This is a genomic window from Affinundibacterium danionis (genome assembly GCF_042432465.1).
GTDB lineage: Bacteria > Pseudomonadota > Gammaproteobacteria > Burkholderiales > Burkholderiaceae_D > Undibacterium > Undibacterium danionis.
The window spans coordinates 1-21486 of record NZ_JBHLXJ010000009.1 but is presented as its reverse complement, the minus strand read 5'-3'; the positions used below and the strand labels follow the sequence as shown (position 1 = coordinate 21486).

19 protein-coding genes are annotated in these 21486 nt (G+C 44.6%); 11 read left to right on the top strand and 8 right to left on the bottom strand.

The features are described 5' to 3' along the window. Positions 1-167: 167 nt before the first annotated feature. On the top strand, positions 168-905 hold the full coding sequence (locus ACFFJH_RS08375) for a ComF family protein (protein ID WP_390211617.1): 738 nt from the start codon (positions 168-170) through the stop codon (positions 903-905). Between the two features lie 103 nt (positions 906-1008). After that, positions 1009-1479 (top strand): tRNA (uridine(34)/cytosine(34)/5-carboxymethylaminomethyluridine(34)-2'-O)-methyltransferase TrmL, encoded by a 471-nt coding sequence (gene trmL / locus ACFFJH_RS08370; RefSeq protein ID WP_390212384.1) that lies wholly within the window; start codon positions 1009-1011, stop codon positions 1477-1479. Between the two features lie 55 nt (positions 1480-1534). On the opposite strand, the gene rfaE2 is transcribed toward trmL, so the two are convergent. Next, entirely contained in the window at positions 1535-2017 is a 483-nt protein-coding gene (gene rfaE2, locus ACFFJH_RS08365; protein ID WP_390211616.1) for a D-glycero-beta-D-manno-heptose 1-phosphate adenylyltransferase, read from the bottom strand. A gap of 154 nt (positions 2018-2171) precedes the next feature. Between rfaE2 and ACFFJH_RS08360 the strand changes: the two genes are divergently transcribed. Further along, on the top strand, positions 2172-2744 hold the full coding sequence (locus tag ACFFJH_RS08360; RefSeq protein ID WP_390211615.1) for a glutathione peroxidase: 573 nt from the start codon (positions 2172-2174) through the stop codon (positions 2742-2744). A gap of 129 nt (positions 2745-2873) precedes the next feature. On the opposite strand, the gene ACFFJH_RS08355 is transcribed toward ACFFJH_RS08360, so the two are convergent. Further along, complete coding sequence (locus tag ACFFJH_RS08355) at positions 2874-3803, bottom strand: PhaM family polyhydroxyalkanoate granule multifunctional regulatory protein (RefSeq protein ID WP_390211614.1); 930 nt, start codon at positions 3801-3803, stop codon at positions 2874-2876. Between the two features lie 106 nt (positions 3804-3909). Here ACFFJH_RS08355 and ACFFJH_RS08350 point away from each other — a divergent pair, with 106 nt between their 5' ends. The 3 genes from ACFFJH_RS08350 to queC all read left to right on the top strand — a co-directional run bounded on the left by ACFFJH_RS08350 (position 3910) and on the right by queC (position 6624). Further along, positions 3910-5025, top strand: a complete 1116-nt coding sequence (locus ACFFJH_RS08350; protein WP_390211613.1) for a DUF3108 domain-containing protein — start codon at positions 3910-3912, stop codon at positions 5023-5025. After that, positions 5015-5809: a DUF3108 domain-containing protein gene (locus tag ACFFJH_RS08345; RefSeq protein ID WP_390211611.1), complete on the top strand. Its 795-nt coding sequence runs from the start codon at positions 5015-5017 to the stop codon at positions 5807-5809. Before ACFFJH_RS08350 ends, ACFFJH_RS08345 begins: the two co-directional genes overlap by 11 nt. A 101-nt stretch (positions 5810-5910) precedes the next feature. After that, positions 5911-6624: a 7-cyano-7-deazaguanine synthase QueC gene (gene queC / locus ACFFJH_RS08340; RefSeq protein WP_390211609.1), complete on the top strand. Its 714-nt coding sequence runs from the start codon at positions 5911-5913 to the stop codon at positions 6622-6624. Positions 6625-6722: 98 nt separating this feature from the next. On the opposite strand, the gene ACFFJH_RS08335 is transcribed toward queC, so the two are convergent. After that, on the bottom strand, positions 6723-8951 hold the full coding sequence (locus ACFFJH_RS08335) for a bifunctional diguanylate cyclase/phosphodiesterase (RefSeq protein WP_390211607.1): 2229 nt from the start codon (positions 8949-8951) through the stop codon (positions 6723-6725). Between the two features lie 154 nt (positions 8952-9105). After that, the gene (locus ACFFJH_RS08330) at positions 9106-10386 is read right to left on the bottom strand and encodes an Hsp70 family protein (RefSeq protein ID WP_390211605.1); all 1281 of its coding nucleotides are present in this window, start codon (positions 10384-10386) and stop codon (positions 9106-9108) included. 336 nt (positions 10387-10722) lie between these two features. Here ACFFJH_RS08330 and gshA point away from each other — a divergent pair, with 336 nt between their 5' ends. Continuing rightward, positions 10723-12318 (top strand): glutamate--cysteine ligase, encoded by a 1596-nt coding sequence (gshA, locus tag ACFFJH_RS08325; protein WP_390212381.1) that lies wholly within the window; start codon positions 10723-10725, stop codon positions 12316-12318. Between the two features lie 17 nt (positions 12319-12335). Here the strand turns inward: gshA and ACFFJH_RS08320 are convergent, their stop codons facing one another. From ACFFJH_RS08320 to ACFFJH_RS08305, 4 genes are all read right to left on the bottom strand, one after another. Beyond that, positions 12336-12950, bottom strand: a complete 615-nt coding sequence (locus tag ACFFJH_RS08320) for a DUF4124 domain-containing protein (protein ID WP_390211603.1) — start codon at positions 12948-12950, stop codon at positions 12336-12338. Between the two features lie 379 nt (positions 12951-13329). Then, a complete protein-coding gene (locus ACFFJH_RS08315; RefSeq protein WP_390211601.1) occupies positions 13330-14013 on the bottom strand; it encodes a phage tail protein in 684 nt (227 codons plus the stop codon). Positions 14014-14161: 148 nt separating this feature from the next. After that, positions 14162-14890, bottom strand: coding sequence for an aspartyl/asparaginyl beta-hydroxylase domain-containing protein (locus ACFFJH_RS08310; RefSeq protein ID WP_390211600.1), 729 nt, complete (start codon positions 14888-14890; stop codon positions 14162-14164). A 28-nt stretch (positions 14891-14918) separates the two neighbouring features. Beyond that, on the bottom strand, positions 14919-15419 hold the full coding sequence (locus ACFFJH_RS08305) for a GNAT family N-acetyltransferase (RefSeq protein WP_390211599.1): 501 nt from the start codon (positions 15417-15419) through the stop codon (positions 14919-14921). A gap of 229 nt (positions 15420-15648) precedes the next feature. Between ACFFJH_RS08305 and ACFFJH_RS08300 the strand changes: the two genes are divergently transcribed. The 4 genes from ACFFJH_RS08300 to ACFFJH_RS08285 all read left to right on the top strand — a co-directional run. Further along, a complete protein-coding gene (locus ACFFJH_RS08300; protein WP_390211597.1) occupies positions 15649-15966 on the top strand; it encodes a DUF6916 family protein in 318 nt (105 codons plus the stop codon). Between the two features lie 262 nt (positions 15967-16228). Then, positions 16229-16783: an adenylyl-sulfate kinase gene (locus ACFFJH_RS08295; RefSeq protein WP_390211596.1), complete on the top strand. Its 555-nt coding sequence runs from the start codon at positions 16229-16231 to the stop codon at positions 16781-16783. A 17-nt stretch (positions 16784-16800) separates the two neighbouring features. After that, positions 16801-17649, top strand: coding sequence for a sulfotransferase family protein (locus ACFFJH_RS08290; RefSeq protein WP_390211595.1), 849 nt, complete (start codon positions 16801-16803; stop codon positions 17647-17649). After that, positions 17646-21486: DUF4347 domain-containing protein (locus ACFFJH_RS08285; RefSeq protein ID WP_390211593.1), on the top strand; the 3841-nt coding region annotated here is incomplete at its 3' end. The genes ACFFJH_RS08290 and ACFFJH_RS08285, both read left to right, overlap by 4 nt.

Below are 21486 nucleotides of genomic sequence, written 5' to 3'. Positions count from 1 at the left end.
GCCACTAAAGTGAACATTAAATTACGCTAGCTTGCAGGCCAACTTTGACTGCCACTCTTAAATAACTTAATTCCCCCCTTAAACAATATTACAGACCAAATTCTCATACCAATTAGCATGGCACCGCATCACTTCGCAATACATCTCGCTTAGGGAGTCATCACAAAATGTGGCGCAATTTACTGCAACCATTACTGCAATCCGTGCTACCCAACTACTGCGCGATTTGCAAGGATCAAAGTGATAATTTAATCTGCCAGCAATGTCAGCATGATTTCTTTCCCAAATTGAGCCAGCGCTGTCATAGTTGCGCCCTACCACTCCCCGCCACATCAATAAGAAATCCATTGTGCGGTGCATGCCTAAAGAAGCGACCCCATTTTGACCGAACCATCGTTGCCTGCAACTACGTGCCGCCGATTGATCATTTGGTACTGGCACTCAAATTTGCACACCATCTAGGCTTAGCAAGAGCGTTCGCTACAGAGCTCAGGAATCAAATCAGCAGCCTGCCGCAAAACACTCCGCAAGACACCTTACCTGATCTCATTTGCCCCATACCTTTAGGCAGGCAAAGACTGATCGCACGAGGTTTTAATCAATCCCTAGAAATAGCTAAACCATTGGGTGCCGATCTCGGCGTTCCGGTTCATTACGATATACTCTTACGCACACGCGACACCTTGCAACAAAGCAGCTTACACCCGGACGCTAGACATAAAAACGTTCGCAATGCTTTCACCATTCCGCCAGCGATGAGCCACTTAATCCACAACAAGCACATCGCGATTGTCGACGATGTCATGACAACCGGAACAACGCTCAACGAAGCAGCTAAAGTATTAAAACGATTTGGCGCAAAGAAAGTCAGCAACTTCGTTTTTGCGCGCACAATTTGGGTATGAAGCCTGATTGCAATATCCTCGCATCCAGCAAAATTATCCTATGTTGCGCTATGATGTGAACTTAAAATTCCAACTTAAAGTCAACAAAGAAAGAGGCTGCATCTTGTTTAACGTCGTTTTAGTCGAGCCAGAAATCCCTCCCAACACGGGCAACATCATCCGCTTATGCGCTAATGCCGGCGTGCAATTGCATTTAATTGAGCCACTTGGTTTCCCTTTGGAAGATAGCAAACTAAAACGTGCGGGATTGGATTATCACGAATATGCACAAATGAAAGTGCATAAAAATTGGGCTGCATTTCTAGATTCAGAACAGCCAGCGAAAGAGAGAATGTTTGCGCTCACAACACACGGCTCTTCGAGTTTTGCCGCAGCACAGTTTAAACCTGGCGATTATTTTGTATTTGGCGCGGAGACTCGCGGACTCGCGCCTGAGTTACGCGAATCTTTTCCAAATGCACAACGGATACGCCTTCCTATGCGCCCCGATAATCGTAGCTTGAATTTATCTAACACGGTAGCCATCGTAGTGTATGAAGCCTGGCGTCAAAATGACTTCGCAGGCGGAAATTAATCCTAGCAATATCTGTCAATCATTTAAATTGATGAATGAGAATTGACGAGTTAATTTAGGTGACTGTTTGGCGTAATTTTTGCAAGGTTTTAGTGGTGGAACGATCGTGCTCAAAATCAATCGCACGAACCTGTCCACCATATGCCAAAACAGCTTGGCCTTCGGGAATCGCCTGCATATCGTAATCCCCTCCTTTTACATAGATATCTGGCCGTACCATCTCGACCGCTTGCAATGCCGTGTCCTCATCGAATGACATGACCAGATCAACGGACTCCAACGCAGCCAACACGGCCATACGATCTGCACAAGTATTGATGGGTCGCTCCGCACCTTTTCCCAGTCGGCGCACCGAAGCATCAGTATTCACCGCAACCACCAGAGACCCGCCCAGCGCTTTGGCCTGCGCCAGATAAGTCACATGACCACGATGCAAGAGATCGAATACGCCATTAGTTAAAACGATGGGCTTCGCCAACTTAGATAATTGCGCGTGAAGCTGAGTTGGATTACAAATCTTATTTTCAAAATGAGGCATAAATACCGAATTAAAAAGTCCACTAAAGTCCGCTGAGTTACGCTTAATTCCGCACTTTAACCCGCCAAGCAACAATCAGCAAAGTACGTTAAGATAATTTTTTACAATTTCTTTTTATTTTCTACTTTATTTTTCTTTGCTCAGGAGCGTCATCATGTCATTTTCAAAAATAATTATCGGCATATCATTCGCATTCGCCAGCATTGCGACATTCAATCCGGGTCAAGCATCCGCACAAGAAGCAGCATGTCCCGAGATTCTGAAGCATAGCTTTAATCGCCTGCAAGATGAAGCGCCACAAAATTTATGCCAGTACAAAGGTAAAGTCGCGTTGGTGGTCAATACCGCGAGTTATTGTGGATTTACCAAACAATATGAAGGTTTAGAAGCGCTCTACGCCCAATATGCAGAACGTGGATTGGTTGTACTCGGTTTTCCTTCCAATGATTTTGGCAAACAAGAACCAGGCACTAGCAAAGAAATTGCCGATTTTTGTTTCAATACCTATGGCGTAAAATTTCCCATGTTTGCCAAATCATCGGTACAAGGCAGTGACGTCAATCCATTTTATGCGCAACTCATCAAAGCAACGGGCACAACCCCCAAATGGAATTTTTACAAATATCTAATTGACCGCAATGGCAAAGTGTTGGCGGCCTATGCCAGCACCACAACCCCTGAAAACAAAGGCTTGGTTGCAGAAATTGAGAAAGCATTAGGAAAATAAATTTTCCTAATGTCACAAGAAATAGCACCGCGAACTGGCCGATTACGCCAACGACAAGAAGTCAGCTTGCGGTCAAATAATATCTTTAGTTGTACTAGCTACAGAATTTCAACAACAACTCTTCCAAACTTAGTTTAGCTTCGGCTTACGGTTAGAAGTTAATGGTGTTTTCTGAATCGATTTAGGGAGCGACTTGGATGGTGATGTCGTCTTAACCGTAGTTGTTTTCACAGCAGCCTTCGCCTTTAGGCTTTTGCCAGCGCTGCTTTCTTTGACCGTAGCTTGCACCACCTTGGACTTGGTTCTCGGCGCTGTTTTCGCTGAAGCCTTTACTGCCTTAGCGGATGATTTAGTTGATGGTGCAGCGTCCTTCGCGGTTTTAGCCGCCACCTCGTCTTGCATCGCGTGAGACAAAGCTTGCTTAAACTGATCTTGCAAAACCGTCCACCACGCCGCTGGATTACTAAAACCGCTACGCTCAGATTGACTTGCCGAATCTTGAGTGGAGTCAGATTTTTTCTGTGTCGCTGCGACCTCAGTTTCGGACACAGCCGAAGATTTAGCGGCAGCTTTTAAGATTGGCTCGTCCGCAACTGGCGCATCCTCTTCCGGCGCCCCCAGATCGGACTCGTCGTCCTCATCCATTTCATCTTCTAGCGTAGGCTCTGGCACCGCTGGCCGTGGCGCTGTCTTCGGGGCGCTGGTTTCCGGCATAGGCCACCGTGACGAAAATCCAGTTGGCGCAGACTTATTGGTACTATCCGTATCAGGACTGGTCGCTTGGGCAAAACTCTCCCCCATACTCTTTAACGCGGCAATAGTCGCGCGTTGCACCTCTAAAGCTTGGATCGTTCCCTTCAGCATATTCATGTTAACGGTAAGCCAGGATTCAACTGTTTTTAAATCCTTAATTTGCTTATCCAGTTCATCAATGGAAAGCGTGGGCGTCACCATGCCGGGTAACTGCATGTCGCCCCATAGTTTTTTTACAAATGCCAAGGGATCGTTCATTGCTCCCATATTTCCCGCAGTATGATTCTGAAACGGATTTTGCATCATTTTTCCTTTTCCCAATAAAAGCAACAACCAATTTAACGACCTCGAAGCCAAGTACTGAGTGCTGGCACCTGTCGCAAGAATAAGCCAGAACGATTACACTAGCGTTATGGCAAAAGTCTTTTTTCTATTTCAGCAATTAAAACATGCAATCAAGCGTAAAACTGTGGTTTTTTCGCTTGCAACTATCCTACTGCACGTCCTATTTTTCGGATCTACCATCTGGGCCGATTGGACGCCACAGACATTACAAAAGTCTCAGCCCGCTATTCAAATCAGCTTGCGTCCAACCATCACGACAAGCAATGAAACAGCACCTCAGGAAACCAGCCCTAAGCCCCTATTGCAAGCTAAGCCTAGCGCAAAAATTCAGAAACGTATTTCTCAAACAAAAACCAAAGAGCTGGTTCTCGAACCACTCAATCCCTCCACGATTCAACCAGAGGACTTATTACAAGAAGTTATTACCACCAGCGAAGCGCTGCCTGTCGACAGTAACTCATCTGATAAAGATCACACTGGCCAAGTCAGTATACGAATACCCAGTTCAATAGAAATGCGTTTAGATGTCACGCATACTAAAGTCAACGATACCCCAACCCGGGGCGTTGCTACTTTATCCTGGCAGGTCTATAACAACCGATACAATCTTAAACTGGAAGTTGGCGTCAATTTACTTGTGACGACATTTAATTTATATACACTCAGCAGTGAAGGGGATATTGGCGAATTTGGACTCATGCCCGGCACCAGCACGGACGAGAGAAAAACCAAAGCAGCAACAGCAATACATTTCAATCATTTTGCTAAGACGATTACCTTTTCTGCCAGCAACAAGACTGTACCTATGCAAAATGGCGCGCAAGATGCCGTCAGTTTATTGCTGCAATTAGCTGCAATGGGAAATGGAAATCCAGCGCAATTTTCCGCGGGTCGCGAATTCAGTGTGCAAGTTGCTGAAGGTCGTGATGCCAGTGATTTTTTGTTTCAGATTATTGGTGAAGAAGAAATTGAAAGTAAATTAATCGCAGACGGTGGAAAACTAAAAGCCATACATATTGTTCGCCCGCCACGCCCAGGGGCCTACAATTCCAAACTGGATATTTGGCTCGCACCCTCGCTGAATTGGTATCCGGTGCAGATCAGAAATACTGAAAGCAATGGCACTGTGACCAACCAAGTAGTGACAGAATTTAAAAAGCGAGTAGTTGAAGATGACAAATGAGTCCCGTAGTTTTTTGAAAAAATATACTTTCAATATCAGCGCCACAATATCAGCAAGCTTAATGATGCTCATTACGCTAGGTGCATCAATTGAGCAATGTCACGCCCAAACCAAACTCCTTGATCTACCTCCATCAGCAGAATTAATCTACGCCGTTAAATCAAGTCAAAAAGGTATTCCCGTTAGCGGTGAAGCCAAAGTATCTTGGCAAATCAACGAAGCAAACAGCATAAATAAAAGCTACCGCATAAACTCTGAAACCAGTGTCGCCATCTTTGGAAAAATTCTCAAAACCAGTAGCACAGGTAGTGTTGATCAATACGGACTAGCGCCTGAAAAATTCTTGGAAAAGCGCTTTCGCCGTGATGAAGCCAGCACCACATTTGATCGGCAAAGCAAGATCATCAGTTTTTCTGATGTCGACCTCACTTACCCCATTAAAGGCGGCGAGCAAGACCGACTGAGCGCAACTTGGCAACTAGTCGCATTAGCAAGAACGGCTGGAACTCAATTGCAAACAGGTCATGAATGGAAGATATTCGTGGCTGGTTTACGCGATGCCGATCCTTGGGTTTTTAAATTAGTCGAGACCCACAAAATTCAAACCACGCTAGGCGAGCTTGAGGTATTACACATCCAAAAGGCGCCACCGCCCGATGCGAAAGGTCAGCAAATCGAGTTATGGCTAGCGACAACACTTGATTACTATCCCGTACGCATTAGCTTCCATGACGCCAACGGCGATCAGGTAGAGCAAAAAATCGTCTCCATAAAAAAACAATGAGATAATTCGAGCATCGCTTTCTCAGCGAAAATCACTGACCGATCTATTTGCTGTCATGATCAAGCTAAACTATCCTTACGTATTATTTTCCTCGACTATTTATGACCAATATATCCAAACGCGCTTTAGTTTTATTTAGTGGTGGGCAAGACTCCAGCACTTGCCTCGCTTGGGCTCTGGAACGCTATGATTATGTGGAAACTATAGGTTTTGATTACGGTCAACGGCATGCCATCGAGCTGAGTATGCGGCCGCAGCTTTTACAAAAAATGCGTGCCTTATCGCCCGTTTGGGACGGTAAATTAGGCGAAGATCACATCATAGATTTGTCTTTAATTTCTCAGCTCTCTCAAACTGCGATGACGGAAAACATCGCCATAGAAATGCAAGCAAATGGTTTGCCAAATACCTTTGTACCGGGTCGCAATTTAATGTTTATGCTGACTGCAGCAACCCTCGCCTACCGCAGGCAATTAGAAGTTTTGGTAGGCGGCATGTGCGAGACGGATTTTTCTGGCTACCCAGACTGTAGGGACGACAGTCTGAAAGCTTTACAGGTCGCTATCAATTTGGGCATGGCAAGTCGCCTGACTATAGAAACGCCATTGATGTGGATAGACAAAGCCCAGTCATGGCACTTGGCAGAGCAATTAGGTGGTCAAGCCTTGATTGAAGTCATACGGCAAGACACTCATACTTGCTATCTCGGAGAACGTGGCGCCTTGCATCCTTGGGGACATGGATGCGGTAGCTGCCCAGCGTGCGACTTACGAGCGAAAGGCTATTTGGAATATATTCGAAGCAAAGAGAAATAAGCGTTAATGGAAAATCTTCATTTACGATCAAAGGCGAGATTAGTAAAGATCTCATATTTGGATCTGAGTCACTAGCTCTACGCTGCCTACGCCTAAGTTCACTGCCTCCAATTCATAAGCCAAGTATCTATCGCGTTGTCCAGCATAGGACGGGCAATCAAAAAGCCCTGGCCTTCCTCACACCCCATTTTGTGGAGAACATCGAAATGGGTTTCCGTTTCTATACCTTCGGCGATCACACTGAGCCCTAGTTTTTTACCCAATTGAGTAATCAGCTCTGCGATTCTTGGGCCACCCACCGTATCTATTTGCATCACAAAGGCGCGATCAATTTTTAAACGATCAACGGGCAGCTTATCCAAATAGCTGAGGGAAGAAAATCCGGTGCCAAAATCATCAATCGCAATCTGCACACCGATGGCTTTCAAGCTCGCTAATGCATCTTCAAATTGATCGGTACCGCTCATGGTGACCGACTCAGTAATTTCCAATTCCAAATAACGCGGCGCCAAACCACTATCATGCAAAGCTCGTTTTACCAATTCAATAAAATCAGGCTGGCGAAATTGAATTACCGACACATTTACCGCCATGCGATCGAGCGTATGACCTTTTTCCAGTAACTGCGCCATGGTATAACAAGCTGTGCGCAAGACCCAAGCACCTAAACTAATAATCAGACCGGAATGCTCGGCCAACGGAATAAAATCAGTAGGCGCAATCATTTGCCCTTCGTCAGTACGCCAACGCAACAAAGCCTCAAAACCAATCACCTTACGGTCACTTAATCGTATCTGCGGCTGATACATCAGAAACAAACGCTCAGCATCAAATGCCTTATGCAGATGCTGCATCAGCAATGCGCGTTCACGTATCTCAATTCCCATCTCACGCGTGTACAAAGTATGCGAGCCTCGCTGATACGACTTGGTACGCTTCAATGCGATACTAGCGTCCTTCAATACATCGGCACCGGATTGCGAATACGAATCCAAGGCAACCAAGCCCATCGACATAGACACAGAATGTGAAGTGTCATCAATAATAAAAGGTGCGTCAAAAAGCGCCTGCAATTTTTCGGGCACCAAGGCTGCGGTATTTCCCAACAAGCCAAAGATATCTCCACCTATGCGCGCGATAAAAACTTGATTCCCCAAAGATTGCTGCAATCGATTCGCCACCGCACGTAATAACAAGTCACCATACCGGTGTCCTAATACATCATTGATCTCGGCAAAATCGTCGATATCGATCAATACCAACATTTGATCTGGCGTCACATTGTCGATCGCGCTATTGAGTTGCTCAATAAACTTCAGGCGATTTGGCAGCATCAAAAGTTGATCGCGGAACGCATAGTTTTTTAACTGACTGACCAAGCCGAGGTTGTCCAGACAAACACCCAAATTAAAGCAAAATATCTCTAGTAATTGATGATCGATTTCAGTCAATGCATAGGGTAGTTCTATAAATGCAGCAATTGCACGTTTGCCTCGCCCCGAAAAATACAAAGTCATATTATTTTCTTGGAACAAGGAAACACGTTCGGATAAAGCACGACGCAGAGCGTCCCGAATGATGGGATTATCGATCTCATCGATCGGACGATTCATCAAATTTCTGTAATGCCCGGCAGATGCAATCACGCTATAACGAAAACTATTATCAAACTGCAGCGCTTCATCACACTGAGCACATAACAAGCCTTCCGACGGTACTCCACACAAAGCAGCGATTTGAGTGATAACACCAGAAGCAAAACCTTCAATGCCATCTTGCATTGAGAACGCCGAACTGGATGTGATGATTTGATGTAGGCCACGCCGACTTGCCTCTATCGTTCGTAATTGATCGTAAGACCGAATCGCGGCGGTCAATGCAGTCAACAATTTCTTGCGGGTGAGTTCGTTTTTGGTTTTGTAATCATTGATATCGTAATCACGGATCGCGTCTTCTTCTGGCGCATAACCAGGCTGACCCGTGCGCAAAATAATCCGTGTATCGCGCCATTTCAAGTCGTCACGAATAAAGCAAACCAAATCCAAACCAGCGTGTTCCGTCTCCATCACCACATCAAGTAAAACCACGGCGATATCAGACTCCACCGCAAAACGCTGGTGGGTTTCAGCTTTAGAATACGTGTGAATAAATTCGAGTCTACGATTTAGGATTTTGACATCCAGCAGTGAGAATTCGGTTGCGCGATGAACGTCTTCATCGTCATCGACAATCGCGATTTTCCAGGTACGTTGAGCGATATTGGCCAAGGCGTCGTTATCGAGGTCTTCCTCAATAAGTATCTCGTCATCCTCAAGATTTTCTGACATGCCGCCCCCAAATTTTGTTGGAAACTCACACAAACAAAGTGCTTTCAGTATATAACACCTACTTTGCCGTGCAACAACAAAATCGGAGCGACTTTACAACACAAATAAGAATTTATTCCACCCCCGAAATCAAATGCGATGCTATGTTTTCAGCTTAAGCATAACGGCGTTGCGCATCCCAAGCCAGACCCGCGCCAATACTACCAAAGATATCTCCCTGCACTAATTTAGCTTGTGGCAACAAGCGGCACAAATCTTCACGCAAACCTCGTACACCACTGGCACCGCCAGTAAAAAATACTGTGTCAATTTGTTCATTTTTGACATTGGCATTAGAGATTGCGGCGGCGATGGTTTGATTTAATTGTGTAAATAGAGGCGCTATCGCTAGCTGTAAATGTTCTTGTGTCATCACTAACAGTTCAGCTGTATGCTCTGGTTTAGACTTACTACGCAAACGCTCTAGCTCTACTGAAATACTAGGGTGATCACTTAATAGAATCTTCGCCTGCTCTGCTTTTAAAGCTAGCCAATGACCATCTCTTTGCTCGATCAAATTCAAGAAACACTCACAGCGATAACGCAAAACTGCATCATTAACATCGCGACAAATATCTTGAATTTCACGCACCACTTTTTGCGAGTAGACCAAATTAATCGTGTGCCACGTCGCTAAATTAAAATAATTCGCCGACGGCATTTCTATCCCATTGCTAAGTCGCCCGCCCATTCCCAAACGAGGCATGAGTTGCTGAAGACTGAGGTATTTATCAAAATCAGTGCCACCAATATGCACCCCAGTGTTACTGAGAATATCCTCGTGTCGCTCTATCTTTTTGCGACGTTCCGGTGACAATCGAATCACAGAAAAATCTGCAGTACCACCACCGATATCGACCACCAATACTAACTCTTCCGCATCAATGCGCGACTCATAATCTAAAGCAGCAGCAATCGGTTCAAACTGAAATGAAATTTCTTTAAAACCAACCGCCTGAGCGATCTCCCGCAAAGTCTGTTCTGCTAGCTGATCGGCACTCTGGCTATCGTCAATAAAATGCACAGGACGCCCAAAAACCGCTTGCGAAAACGAGCGTTGTGCAGCCAATTCTGCACGTCGTTTTAATTCAGCGATATATTGCGTTAACAATTGCTTATACGGCAGACGACGTCCTAATACTTCGGTTTGGCCTTCAATCAAACTGGTTCCCAACAAACTTTTCATGGAACGCATTAAGCGCCCTTCATAACCATCCAAATAAGCCATCAAGGCAGCACGACCGTAATTCACTTCATCCAGATCTGCATTGAAAAAAATAACGGAAGGCAAAGTCGCCTTGCCATCCTCTAGATTTAATAACTGAACCCGTCCACCGTTAGCCAAGCCAACAGTAGAATTCGAGGTTCCAAAATCAACACCACACACTGCATTCATCGCAAAAATATCCCAAAATTTCTTCCAGGCGAGATCTTAAACTACTTGCCCCTTCCACTGTAAAATTTACCGACCTGTTGCATCATCAGAAATATAGCTTGTTCTATTTTTAAGCTTCACTTACTTAAAATAAATCAGATAGAAATTTATTCGACGAGATTTCATGCGCTTGAAATAATTGACTGCTATCTACAAAACTAAGGATGAGCTCGCCAAGCACAGGCGGAAAAATCTCAGATCAATATGCGTTTTCCAAATTTCGGCTATCCTATAGACCTTAGCTATTTCAGACGATGAAATACCGTACACAAGAAGGATGTTCCCTTGAAAAGTTCAATCAGCGATTTGCTCAAACAGCGCCTACAATTAATCGACAGCGATGCCAATTTACCTTTGCTCAGTCAAGGCTTGCGAGGCATAGAGCGAGAGACTTTACGAGTCAATGATCAGGGCAAATTGATGATAACGCCGCATCCTGTCGCGCTGGGATCGGCTTTAACTCATCCGCTAATTACTACAGACTATTCCGAATCGCTCTTAGAATTTATTACCCCAGCGGAACCTGATATTTCTATCGCGCTCAACAAACTAGATTTGATTCATCGCTATAGCTACGCACACTTTGGCGAACAAATGTTATGGAATAATTCCATGCCTTGCGATTTGCCAGAAGAAAAAGATATTCCTATCGCTTGGTACGGCACCTCGCACATAGGCATGATCAAACATGTCTATCGTCGAGGTTTAGCCTTGCGCTATGGTAAAAGTATGCAATGCATCGCGGGGATTCACTACAATTATTCTTTATCTGAAGACTTGTGGAAGTTACTCAAAACAGAAGCCAACGATGAGCGCTCCGATCGCGACTATCAATCGGAAAGCTATGTTGCATTGATCCGCAATTTCCATCGCTACAGTTGGCTGCTGATGTACCTATTCGGAGCTTCGCCAGCTTTATCAAAAGACTTTTTACGTGGTCGTCAGCACAACTTAGAAAGCTTGTCAGATGACACGCTATTTTTACCTTATGCAACTAGCTTGCGTATGAGTGATCTCGGCTATCAAAACAATGTTCAAGATGGTTTAGTGCCGCCTTACAATAGCTTACTGGAGTACATGCGCAGCCTCTCTTTGGCAGTGAGAAAGCCACATCCACCGTATGAAAAATTAGGCATAAAAAAAGACGGCGAGTGGATGCAGATTAATGCCAATGTGCTGCAAATAGAAAATGAATTTTATGCGACGATACGTCCCAAGCGTGTCATCAAAACAGGTGAGCGTCCCGTCGAAGCATTGTGCGCGCGTGGCGTGCAATATATAGAAGTACGCTGTATGGATGTCGATCCATTTGAAGCACTTGGCATCAATCTAGAAACCTCACGCTTCCTCGATGCATTCCTTTTATTTTGCGCGCTCGATGAAAGTGCCTCAACTAACAATACCGAGGGCGAAGAAAATCTGAGCAATTTCGCTTTAACGGTGAAACATGGCAGAGCGCCCAATTTGATGCTGCAAAATCAAGGCACAGCCATCAGCTTACAACACTGGGGTGAACAAATCATCGAGCAAATCGCTCCGTTAGCGGCACTATTGGACAAGCAAGCTGGAGGCAATGAACATCAGCAGAGTTTGCAGACTCAGCGAAGCAAATTGCAAAACCCAGATTTAACCCCATCCGCGAAAGTGCTAGCTGCGATTCGACAAGAGCAGGGTTCATTTAATCAATTCGCATTGAAGCAAAGCCGTCATTTCGCTGAGCATTTCAAAGCTAATCCACCGGACGCTGAGACCAGTGCCTACTTTGCCGAGTTAACACGTAGCTCTCTCGAACAGCAAGCACAAATGGAACAAACACAGCAAGGTAGTTTTGACGAATTCATTGAGGATTATCGCTCTCGCACCTCGAGCCAAATTTGTTGCGATGGTTTGTGATTCAGACTGACGACTTGCTATTTCGCTTTTCTGACGACTTGGCGATAGCGTTGCAAGGTTTGATCGTACTCTTGATTGGTGCGAGCAATTTCTTGGTCGTAAAACGTTATCGCATTTTGACTTTTGTTAATGCTGCTCGTTAAATCATCCGCCCTTTGTCGCATAGAATCAAATTCTTTGGACGGTTTTTTGGTATTTTTTAACTCCAACTGCAAACCAGAAATAATTTGGTTCAAGCCCTGAAGTTGCTCATTGGCTAGACGCTTCTTTTCTAATAAAGCATCAGTGGCTCGTTTGCGGGCAACTTGAATATCCGCTTCGCTTTCATAATGCGCCTGTAAATAGCGTTCTTCGCGCTTTCTCTCTTCATCGGCTAATTGTTGCGCTTTTCTTTTTTCAGCCTCAATCTCAAGACGCTTTTTCTCTTCCGCTGACATGGGTGGAGCAATTTCTTTTTTAAAATATCCGTTATTTTTATACACCTTCACAGTGCGATTCGCGCATTCTGGAATTGGTCGATCAGAGGTCACCAATTTCCCTTCGGCATTGGTACAACGAAAAATATCTGCCCTAGCCTCAGAAAAAAAGACCGCACAAAATAATGGCAATAATGAATATGAAGTTTTTTTCACTACAAAATCAATAAAAATTTATCAAAACCAACTGTGCTATTAATCGCTATTTTTAGAAAGAAAAGTGTTCTAATTTGCACCAGTTTCCACTCTTAGTTTTAACAAAACTAGTCACCAAGCCAATGTTGGAATTTACACGAATTTGAATTCTAGCGGAACTAACTTTAACAGAGCGTACCAAGTCTGTGGTTTTCCTATAACTTAGCCAATGTCACAAGAATTTGATGAATTATGCGATACCTAATTAATGAAACCGAAAGAAACAACAAGCAATATCAGCGAAGGCGAAAAAAAGAATAAAAAAAACCGGACTGCAGTGAACAATCCGGCTGTGAAGAGTAGGGTATAAAAAAATAATAGTAAAACTCAGTGCCTAAACTTAGTTTCTTGAAGGGAAAATTCCTTCGGTCGCGATAATATAATTCAATCCGATATATGGCTGCATAATGGATGTAAGCGCAGAAGTTGACACCGGCGCTACCAAAGGCGTCCCACTTCCAGTATTTTGGGTGGCAGCGCTTGCAGAACCGGTAATTGCCGTAGTAACACCGCCTAGGTCAACTGGACTTGTTGGCGCCGTTCCAGCTGGTAAATAAATAGCAGCCCCACTTTGGCCACCTGAAGTGGCAGTTAATCCACCGTTATTGCTCGCGGCTGCAAGCACCCCTGTAGTACCAGCACCAACCGTCACGTGGGTTGTCGCGCCCAAGCCGCTAATGTCTACTGTCGCAGGATGACTATGTGCTGGCAAATTCGCAATAGTCAAAGAAATTGAGACATTACCAGTAGCGATAACAGTTACATTGTTTGTTCCAGCTTTTTCTCCCATGACAATATTCGTGAGACCAGGACCTGGGCCGCCGGGTTGACCACCAACAGCAACACGTCCACGCAAATCTGGCAGTCCAAATGTACTCATGCCATCGCCGCCATAAGTTGTTCCCAAAAGTGCAAACAACGCAGAATTTTGAGCAATTGACAAAATCTGCCCATTACAGAACATCCAGCCGCGAGGCGCGAAGTTAAAGCCAACTGCCATTACTGTTCCAATAAAAACGTCCATTGCTATTCCTTTTCTGTAAAATTAATCATTCTCTATTGGTATCAAACATTCACTTCATCTTTTCATTTTTTACTATGCATATTCACTATGCACTTACATCACTAAGCAAACGATGTGCCAAGATAAAACTTACAGCTTAACAACATTATTAAATTGTATTAATAGATGCACGATTTCTAGTTTCAAAAATATCTTGTAACTGTTTCGCTCTTGTGTGCGCGCTCGCATGCTCACTTCGCAGTAGCATTTCAATCACTCGAGTCACGTTAGCGTCATCAATAGTCGGATCCTCATACGCAAACTTTTCTCTGGCAACCCAATTATTTTCCAAAAAAATCTTTTCCAGCCATGGGTTTGTAATGCAATCCATCATCAAGTGCACCCGCGCATATGGACTTGGATTACGTACACCGTGCAGACAACTTGCATTCAAATACCAAGTGTTGCCAGCAGAAAAATGTACCTCCTCGCCGTCAATACGAAATAAAACATCTGGACTTGTTTGTATTGGTATATGTAAGCGGGTAATGCCATCTTCCAAACATGCCCCTGCATCTCTATGTTCTTTGATCTCGCCACCTGCCGCTAGCGACATCAACCGAATTGATGTTTTTTCACAAGCGAACTGCTGAATCACTTCCTGAAAATAAGTACATCTTTCAAGGATAAATGTGTCTGCGAACTGATCACTTTCAATGGGCAAAATATGGTCAACATGTCCTCCGACTGAACGTAAGGGAATACAAGACCAATCACGTTCATAGGCGCTCGTATTAAAGTGGGAAATCCACTTCCCCTGACTTGCAATCGCCAAATCATTCTTTAATTTTTGAAGATCAAAGGAAAATGGTAGGCGCAGGTACGTACTAGGAGACATAGGCATTCATAATCAAATTATTTAAATCTCACATACTGGCCGTTTGGCCGACAGTTCGGTAGCACATCTGCATTACAAAACCATCATCCTCAATATCAACAAATCCATACTTTCGATAGATGTGCAAAGCCACCGAATTGGTACGAATAACCGACAAACTCATACTCAACAAATTCTGATCCACATAATTTTTTAAAGCAGCTATTAAAAGTGAACCTGTTCCTTGCAAACGGGCACTACTGTGGACGAGCACATCAATTAATCGAAGTTCGTTTTCTTCAATACTAATCACTAATCGAGCAATTGGTTGTGCATTATTGCTTACAACAAAATATATAGCATTCGGATATTGTTGCTCTATACCTCTGCGATGTGCTAAGAACTGCATTTGTATCAAATGCTCTTTAACAGCACCAGCAATAGGCGCAGCAAGCAAATCATCACGGCTATCACGATATAACATCAAAAAGAAATCACTATCTTCGATAACAGCATGCCGGATTGACAATGGTTTGGGCAAGAATAACAAAGCAGCACACCCCCTTGAAAGTGTTTGACATTTAAATCAAAAAAATACAACTTCAACACAAACATTGATGTCAACTTGAAATGCTAGGAACTAATTTAGCAATTTTCATTCCTATGAATCGAGTAAATGGCACAGCAATTGCTGCTACAAAATTTCAGGCCTGTTTAGAATTTTCAGTATTTCTCTGATAGTGTGTTAAACAATCACCCCCAAATAAATTGTCGAGCTTATGTCCATTTCTTATTCTCAAGCACTCAGTGCATTGCACTCTAGTTTTATTGCCCACACCTCAGAGGGCACGGTTGAATTACGTCTGATTGAAGCTAAAGAATTACCTCGTAAAGGCTTGTCGGATGAGTTCCGAACACCGATGTTGCTAATTTTTTCAGCACCAAGCTCCCCTATTCTGGCACAAGACAATTACTATTGCGACCATACGATTCTTGGGAGACATTTTTGGACATTAACCCCTGTAATAGCGCCAACGAACGCTCCTCAAACTGTCAAGAACATCCCACTAATGTTCTACCAGGCAATCTTTAACTAGTCACAACACCCTCCATTAATTACATGTAATATTTTATTTAACATGTAATTTAGATATTTTTACATGAGAATTCACGACAATTAAAGACAATAAATATTTACCATTAATGGCATAACTTAAAATTCAGGCACAATAATTGCTTAAATTTTAGATTGCATATAAAACACACTTACAACACCGCCCCTTCTCGCTTAATCGCAGATATGTTGCGGACTAAAGTAAGCCTCGAAAACCAATCAAGAAAATCAGCGATTCACATGTGATGAATTTAAATTTAAACACTGGAATTACCACGCTGTCCGCGACTCCAATTGCTTGGTGGCTCATAGGCCTATCTGAGGCAGGCAAAACAACACTCGCCCAAGCTTTAGCGTTTGACTTACGCAGTGTGAATCGCCCTGTTTACATCGTAGATGGCGATGAGCTTCGCCGAGGTATATTAAAAAATCTAGTTTTTGGCACTGCAGACCGAGAAGAGCCATACCTTCGTGTCGCAGAAATGGCAAAGCTACTAAATCAAATCCATATCTTTATAATAGTAGCTTTAATATCTCCCACATCAGCAGGTAGAAACGAAGCCAGTAAGATTATTGGCGAAACCAAGATGAAAGCGATTTATATTTCTACTCCGCGCAACATTTGCCAGCAGAGAGACTGTAAAGGCCGATATGCAGAAGCTCAACACCAAAACGACTTACAACTTACCAGGGTACACAGTCCATACGAAATTCTCATTGAACCAGATGACAGTATTGATACAAATATACTCGCCCTTGAAGAAGCAGTTTGCCGCCTCAAAAAATTTCATCAAAATTAAATAATCTCATTTTCACCATGTCTAATCGTCACTATCACTTCATCACAGGCTTACCAAGATCCGGCTCAACACTATTAGCTGCGCTGCTTCTACAAAATCCTAGGTTTCATGCTGGCATGAGCAGTCCTGTAGGCTCATTCGTCAATTCGATACTTTCTTTAGTTAGCGCAGGTAGCGAATTCTCTTCGCAAGTTAATACCGATCAAAGAAAAAATCTCTTATGTGGTCTCTTCAACTCTTACTACCAGACAGAGTCTGACAAAGACGTTATTTTTGACACGAATAGAATGTGGTGCGCAAAATTGCCAACGATATTAGATATGTTCCCGGACGCCAAAATTATTGCATGTGTTCGTAATGTAGCCTGGGTCATGGACAGCATAGAGCGCAGATTTCGCAGTAATCCTTATGAATATACCAAGCTATTTGGTAGCAACATGGGGCGCAGCACGGTATATCAACGGTGTGAAGGTTTGGCGCAACACGAGCAACTAGTCGGATTTGCGTGGGCTGCTTTACGAGAGGCCTTTTATGGTGAAAATGCAAAATCTCTGCTGGTTATTGACTATGAATTACTGGCTCAAGCACCAGAGAAAGTGATTCCTCTCGTTTATGAATTTATAGGTGAGCCGCTGTTTCAACATGACTTTAATAACGTTGAATATGACGCCCCTGACTTTGATTTGCAGCTGGGAATACCTGGCATGCACAGAGTAAAGCCAAAAGTTGAATTCACTGAGCGACGAACTATTCTGCCGCCAGATCTTTTTGATAAATATTCCAAAATGAGTTTTTGGACTGATCCAAGCGGCAGCTCGGCAAATGTGATTGCCCCTAAATTCAATAGTAAAGGAAATGAAGCATGAAACACTCCAACTTCGATCTGAGCATTCAACAAGAACGTCTTGATGATAACCACGCGGCGAATCCTTCTAAATCATTGAACGGTGAACTGGTTATCAAGAGTGATCCGCTATTGGGGCAGACATTGCAAAGTCCTCCTGCATCGGGGACAAAACTGCGTACTGAAATAATCTTTATTGAGGATAACGTCAAAGACCTCAATACCTTGCTACAAGGTATTGATCAGGATAAAGAGATCCATGTCCTTGATTCAACAAAAGACGGTCTCAAACAAATTGCGGATATCCTAACGGGACGGACTGGTATAGATGCGCTCCATTTGCTCTCATACGGAAAAGAAGCGTCTATCAATCTTGGCTCGCTGATTCTGAATGAATCAAACGTACTAGCGCATGCGACAGAGTTAAATGCAATTGGACAAAGCTTGAGTGAAGATGCTGATATTTTGCTTTACGGCTGTAATATCGGCGCCAATACAGGGAAAAATTTTACTACTCAGTTAGCAACATTAACTTCTGCCGACATTGCTTCCTCAAACGACTTAACAGGCAGCAAGATCTTTAATGCAAACTGGGATCTTGAAGTTAGACAAGGCAATATTGAAACGGCTGTTGTTGTCGACCAACAGTTAGCCGCGCTGTATAGCAACGTATTGGACATCGCCAGCGCAACGGTGACCTTCACTGCTGGCTCGAACTTTGTTTCTTATGGACTTGTAGACAGTGCAGCCGGCGACATCATCTATAAAGTAAATGGAAATTCAAATTATCAATTAAAAATTGATGGTGCTACCAAAGGGGTTTATAGCTACGCAAATCCGGGCACATATGCATTGCTGGCTTCAAAAGCTGCCTCGGCTGGCAATAACGAAACTTCGGTAACTTTGTCATTTATCGGCGGAAATTTATTTACAGCAAATTCCATTAAGGTTGAAAACTATGTGCCTGGTTATGCAGCGCAGAATTTGGTATTCAAAGCCTATGATGCCAGCAACAATCAAATCGGTACGACCAAAAACTTCACGACTAATACGGGTAGTAACGGGGCAATGCAATTAGTCGACTTTAGTACCTCAGGTTTCGTCAACATCGCTTATATAAAGATAACTGCTACTTCCAACAGCAACCAAATTCATTATTTGGCCATTGATGATCTTTCTCTCTCCAACATACGAGCACTTCCACCAACAGTAACGAGTGCCACCTATAATGCCAGCACTGGCACTTTAGTGGTAACTGGCACCAATATGACCAACGGTGGCACGATCGACGTCACCAAACTCAGTTTGACTGGACAAGGCGGCACCTACACGCTGACTGCGGCAACTAGCAATCCGACGACTAGTAGTGCTACTTCATTCACAGTAACGTTGGGTGCCGCAGATAAAATCGCTGTCAACGGCGTTCTGAACAAAAACGGCATAAGTTCCGCAACGGGGCCCATCACGTTCAACCTGGCAGCCGCGGCCAACTGGGATGTGACAGCCGCATCACCTGCTGATTTGACTGGCAACAGCGTAACCGTTACTAACGTCACCGCACCGACCATCACCTCTGCTTCCTATGACGCTGCAACAGGTATCCTGTCTGTCACGGGCACAGGCCTGGTAAGAACCATAGGCGCGACCAACGACATCACAGTGAACCAACTTCGCATCGTTGGTGAAGGAGGGACTGGGCGCACACTGGTCATTTCTAGCAATGTTGAAATTACGGATGCCACCACTTTTTCTGTGCAGTTAAGTGGCAATGACAGGGTTGTTGTTGATAGCCTGCTCAATAAGAACGGTACCAGCTCGACTAGTGGATCAACCTATAATGTAGTTGCATTTGACGATTGGAATAGTAGTATTACTGGTGGTGATATTTCCGACTCTACCAATCCGCTGACGGTAGTAAATGTACCTGTACCCACGATTACTTCAGCCACCTACGACTCGAGTACAGGAACACTGGTTGTTACAGGCACAGGTTTCTTGCAATTGACTGGTGCTAACAATGATATCGCCGCTAATAAATTTACATTTACAGGTGAAGGTGGCAGCACCTACGCCCTGACTGATACCAGTAATGTAGATATCGCCACTACTAGCAATACCCAATTTACCATAGTCCTAAGCGCCACAGATAAATCAGGAATCAACCAGATCATCAACAAGAACGGGACAAGTTCTACCGGTGGCACAACCTACAATATTGCCGCGGCCGAAGACTGGGCGGCAGGTGCCGATGCAGCAGTCGTCGTTGCTGATCTGACTGGTAACGGCGTAACCGCCACGGTTGCCGCGCCTACTATAACTTCCGCCACCTATGATGCTAGTTCAGGTACGTTGGTAGTGACCGGTACTGGATTTACGCATCGAGCAGGTGCAACCAACGATATTATCGCCAATAAGTTCACGCTGACTGGTCAAGGCGGTAGTACTTACGCATTGACTGATACAGCAAACGTAGAAATCACTTCTGACACCAGCTTCACGCTCGTGCTGTCCGCGACCGATAAAACTGGCTTACGCACCTTGCTTAATAATAATGGCATGCAGTCTGTAGGTGGTACGACTTACAATTTGGCTGCTGCAGATGACTGGGCCAATGGCGCTGATGCAGCGCTCAATATTGCCGACACGACAGGTAACGGCATTACCGTATCAAATGTTGTATCGCCAACGATTACTTCAGCAACTTACGACGCTAGCACAGGCATTTTGACAGTTACTGGCACCGATATGGGCAGTGGTGACGCGATTGACGTGACCAAGTTGACCCTCACAGGTCAAGGCGGCTCTTATACTCTGACCGCGGCTACTGCAAATGTTACGGCAAGCAGTGCAACAGCTTTCACAGTGACCCTAGGTGCCGTTGACAAAATCGCAGTGAATGGCGTATTGAACAACAATGGCACTAGTGCGGTAGACACGACAACGTTCAACCTAGGAGCGGCAGCCAATTGGGATACCTCCGTTACCACCTCTGCCGATCTGACGGGCAACGCCATCACTGTCTCGAACGCGAGTGCGCCCACCATCACGTCGGCGACCTATGACGCAGCTACCAATGTGCTGGTAGTGACGGGTGCAGGCCTGGTAAAAACGGTAGGCGCCACCAACGACATCACTGTTACTAAACTGACTATCACTGGCGAAAGCGGTGCGACCTATACGCTGTCCACCACATCCAATGTTGAAATCACTTCGGCCACTAGCTTCAGTGTGACACTCTCTGGTGCTGATATTACGGGTGTTAATGCGCTGCTCAATAAAAACGGAACGAGTTCGGCAGCCAGTGCCACCAGCTATAATTTGGCTGCGGCCGATGACTGGAACAGCGTCATCACGGGGGGCGATATTTCAGACACGACGGGCAATACCATTACTGTGTCGAATGCCGCGCCTATCGTTATCAGCTCCACCTATGATGCCAGCACAGGTACCTTAGTGGTCACCGGTGCCAACATGGTCACGGGCGACACGATTGATGTTTCGAAGTTGTCGATTGCTGGCCAGGGCGGTTCCTACACCCTGACTTCACCGAACGTCACCGCAGCCAGTGCGACCTCCTTTACGGTGACACTCAATGCTGTTGATCAGCTCAATATCAACGGTATTTTGAACAAGAATGGCACATCCGCTGTTGATACCACCAGCTTCAACCTCGCTGCTGCTGCCTCATGGGATGCCAGCCGCACCACCTCTGCCGATCTGACTGGCAACGCTATCACTGTCTCGAATGTCGTCACGCCCACTATCACTTCGGCTACTTTCGATGGTGCCTCCAACGTACTTGTGGTAACAGGCACGGGTCTCGTTAAAACAATTGGTGCCAACAATGACATTACCGTTT

Bases quoted from the DNA above. Each gene is read 5' to 3' on its own strand.
- ACFFJH_RS08375 (WP_390211617.1), top strand. From the start codon at position 168: ATGTGGCGCAATTTACTGCAACCATTACTGCAATCCGTGCTACCCAAC.
- rfaE2 (WP_390211616.1), bottom strand. From the start codon at position 2,017: ATGCCTCATTTTGAAAATAAGATTTGTAATCCAACTCAGCTTCACGCG.
- ACFFJH_RS08360 (WP_390211615.1), top strand. From the start codon at position 2,172: ATGTCATTTTCAAAAATAATTATCGGCATATCATTCGCATTCGCCAGC.
- ACFFJH_RS08355 (WP_390211614.1), bottom strand. From the start codon at position 3,803: ATGATGCAAAATCCGTTTCAGAATCATACTGCGGGAAATATGGGAGCA.
- ACFFJH_RS08350 (WP_390211613.1), top strand. From the start codon at position 3,910: ATGGCAAAAGTCTTTTTTCTATTTCAGCAATTAAAACATGCAATCAAG.
- ACFFJH_RS08345 (WP_390211611.1), top strand. From the start codon at position 5,015: ATGACAAATGAGTCCCGTAGTTTTTTGAAAAAATATACTTTCAATATC.
- queC (WP_390211609.1), top strand. From the start codon at position 5,911: ATGACCAATATATCCAAACGCGCTTTAGTTTTATTTAGTGGTGGGCAA.
- ACFFJH_RS08335 (WP_390211607.1), bottom strand. From the start codon at position 8,951: ATGTCAGAAAATCTTGAGGATGACGAGATACTTATTGAGGAAGACCTC.
- ACFFJH_RS08330 (WP_390211605.1), bottom strand. From the start codon at position 10,386: ATGAATGCAGTGTGTGGTGTTGATTTTGGAACCTCGAATTCTACTGTT.
- ACFFJH_RS08315 (WP_390211601.1), bottom strand. From the start codon at position 14,013: ATGGACGTTTTTATTGGAACAGTAATGGCAGTTGGCTTTAACTTCGCG.
- ACFFJH_RS08310 (WP_390211600.1), bottom strand. From the start codon at position 14,890: ATGTCTCCTAGTACGTACCTGCGCCTACCATTTTCCTTTGATCTTCAA.
- ACFFJH_RS08300 (WP_390211597.1), top strand. From the start codon at position 15,649: ATGTCCATTTCTTATTCTCAAGCACTCAGTGCATTGCACTCTAGTTTT.
- ACFFJH_RS08295 (WP_390211596.1), top strand. From the start codon at position 16,229: ATGAATTTAAATTTAAACACTGGAATTACCACGCTGTCCGCGACTCCA.
- ACFFJH_RS08290 (WP_390211595.1), top strand. From the start codon at position 16,801: ATGTCTAATCGTCACTATCACTTCATCACAGGCTTACCAAGATCCGGC.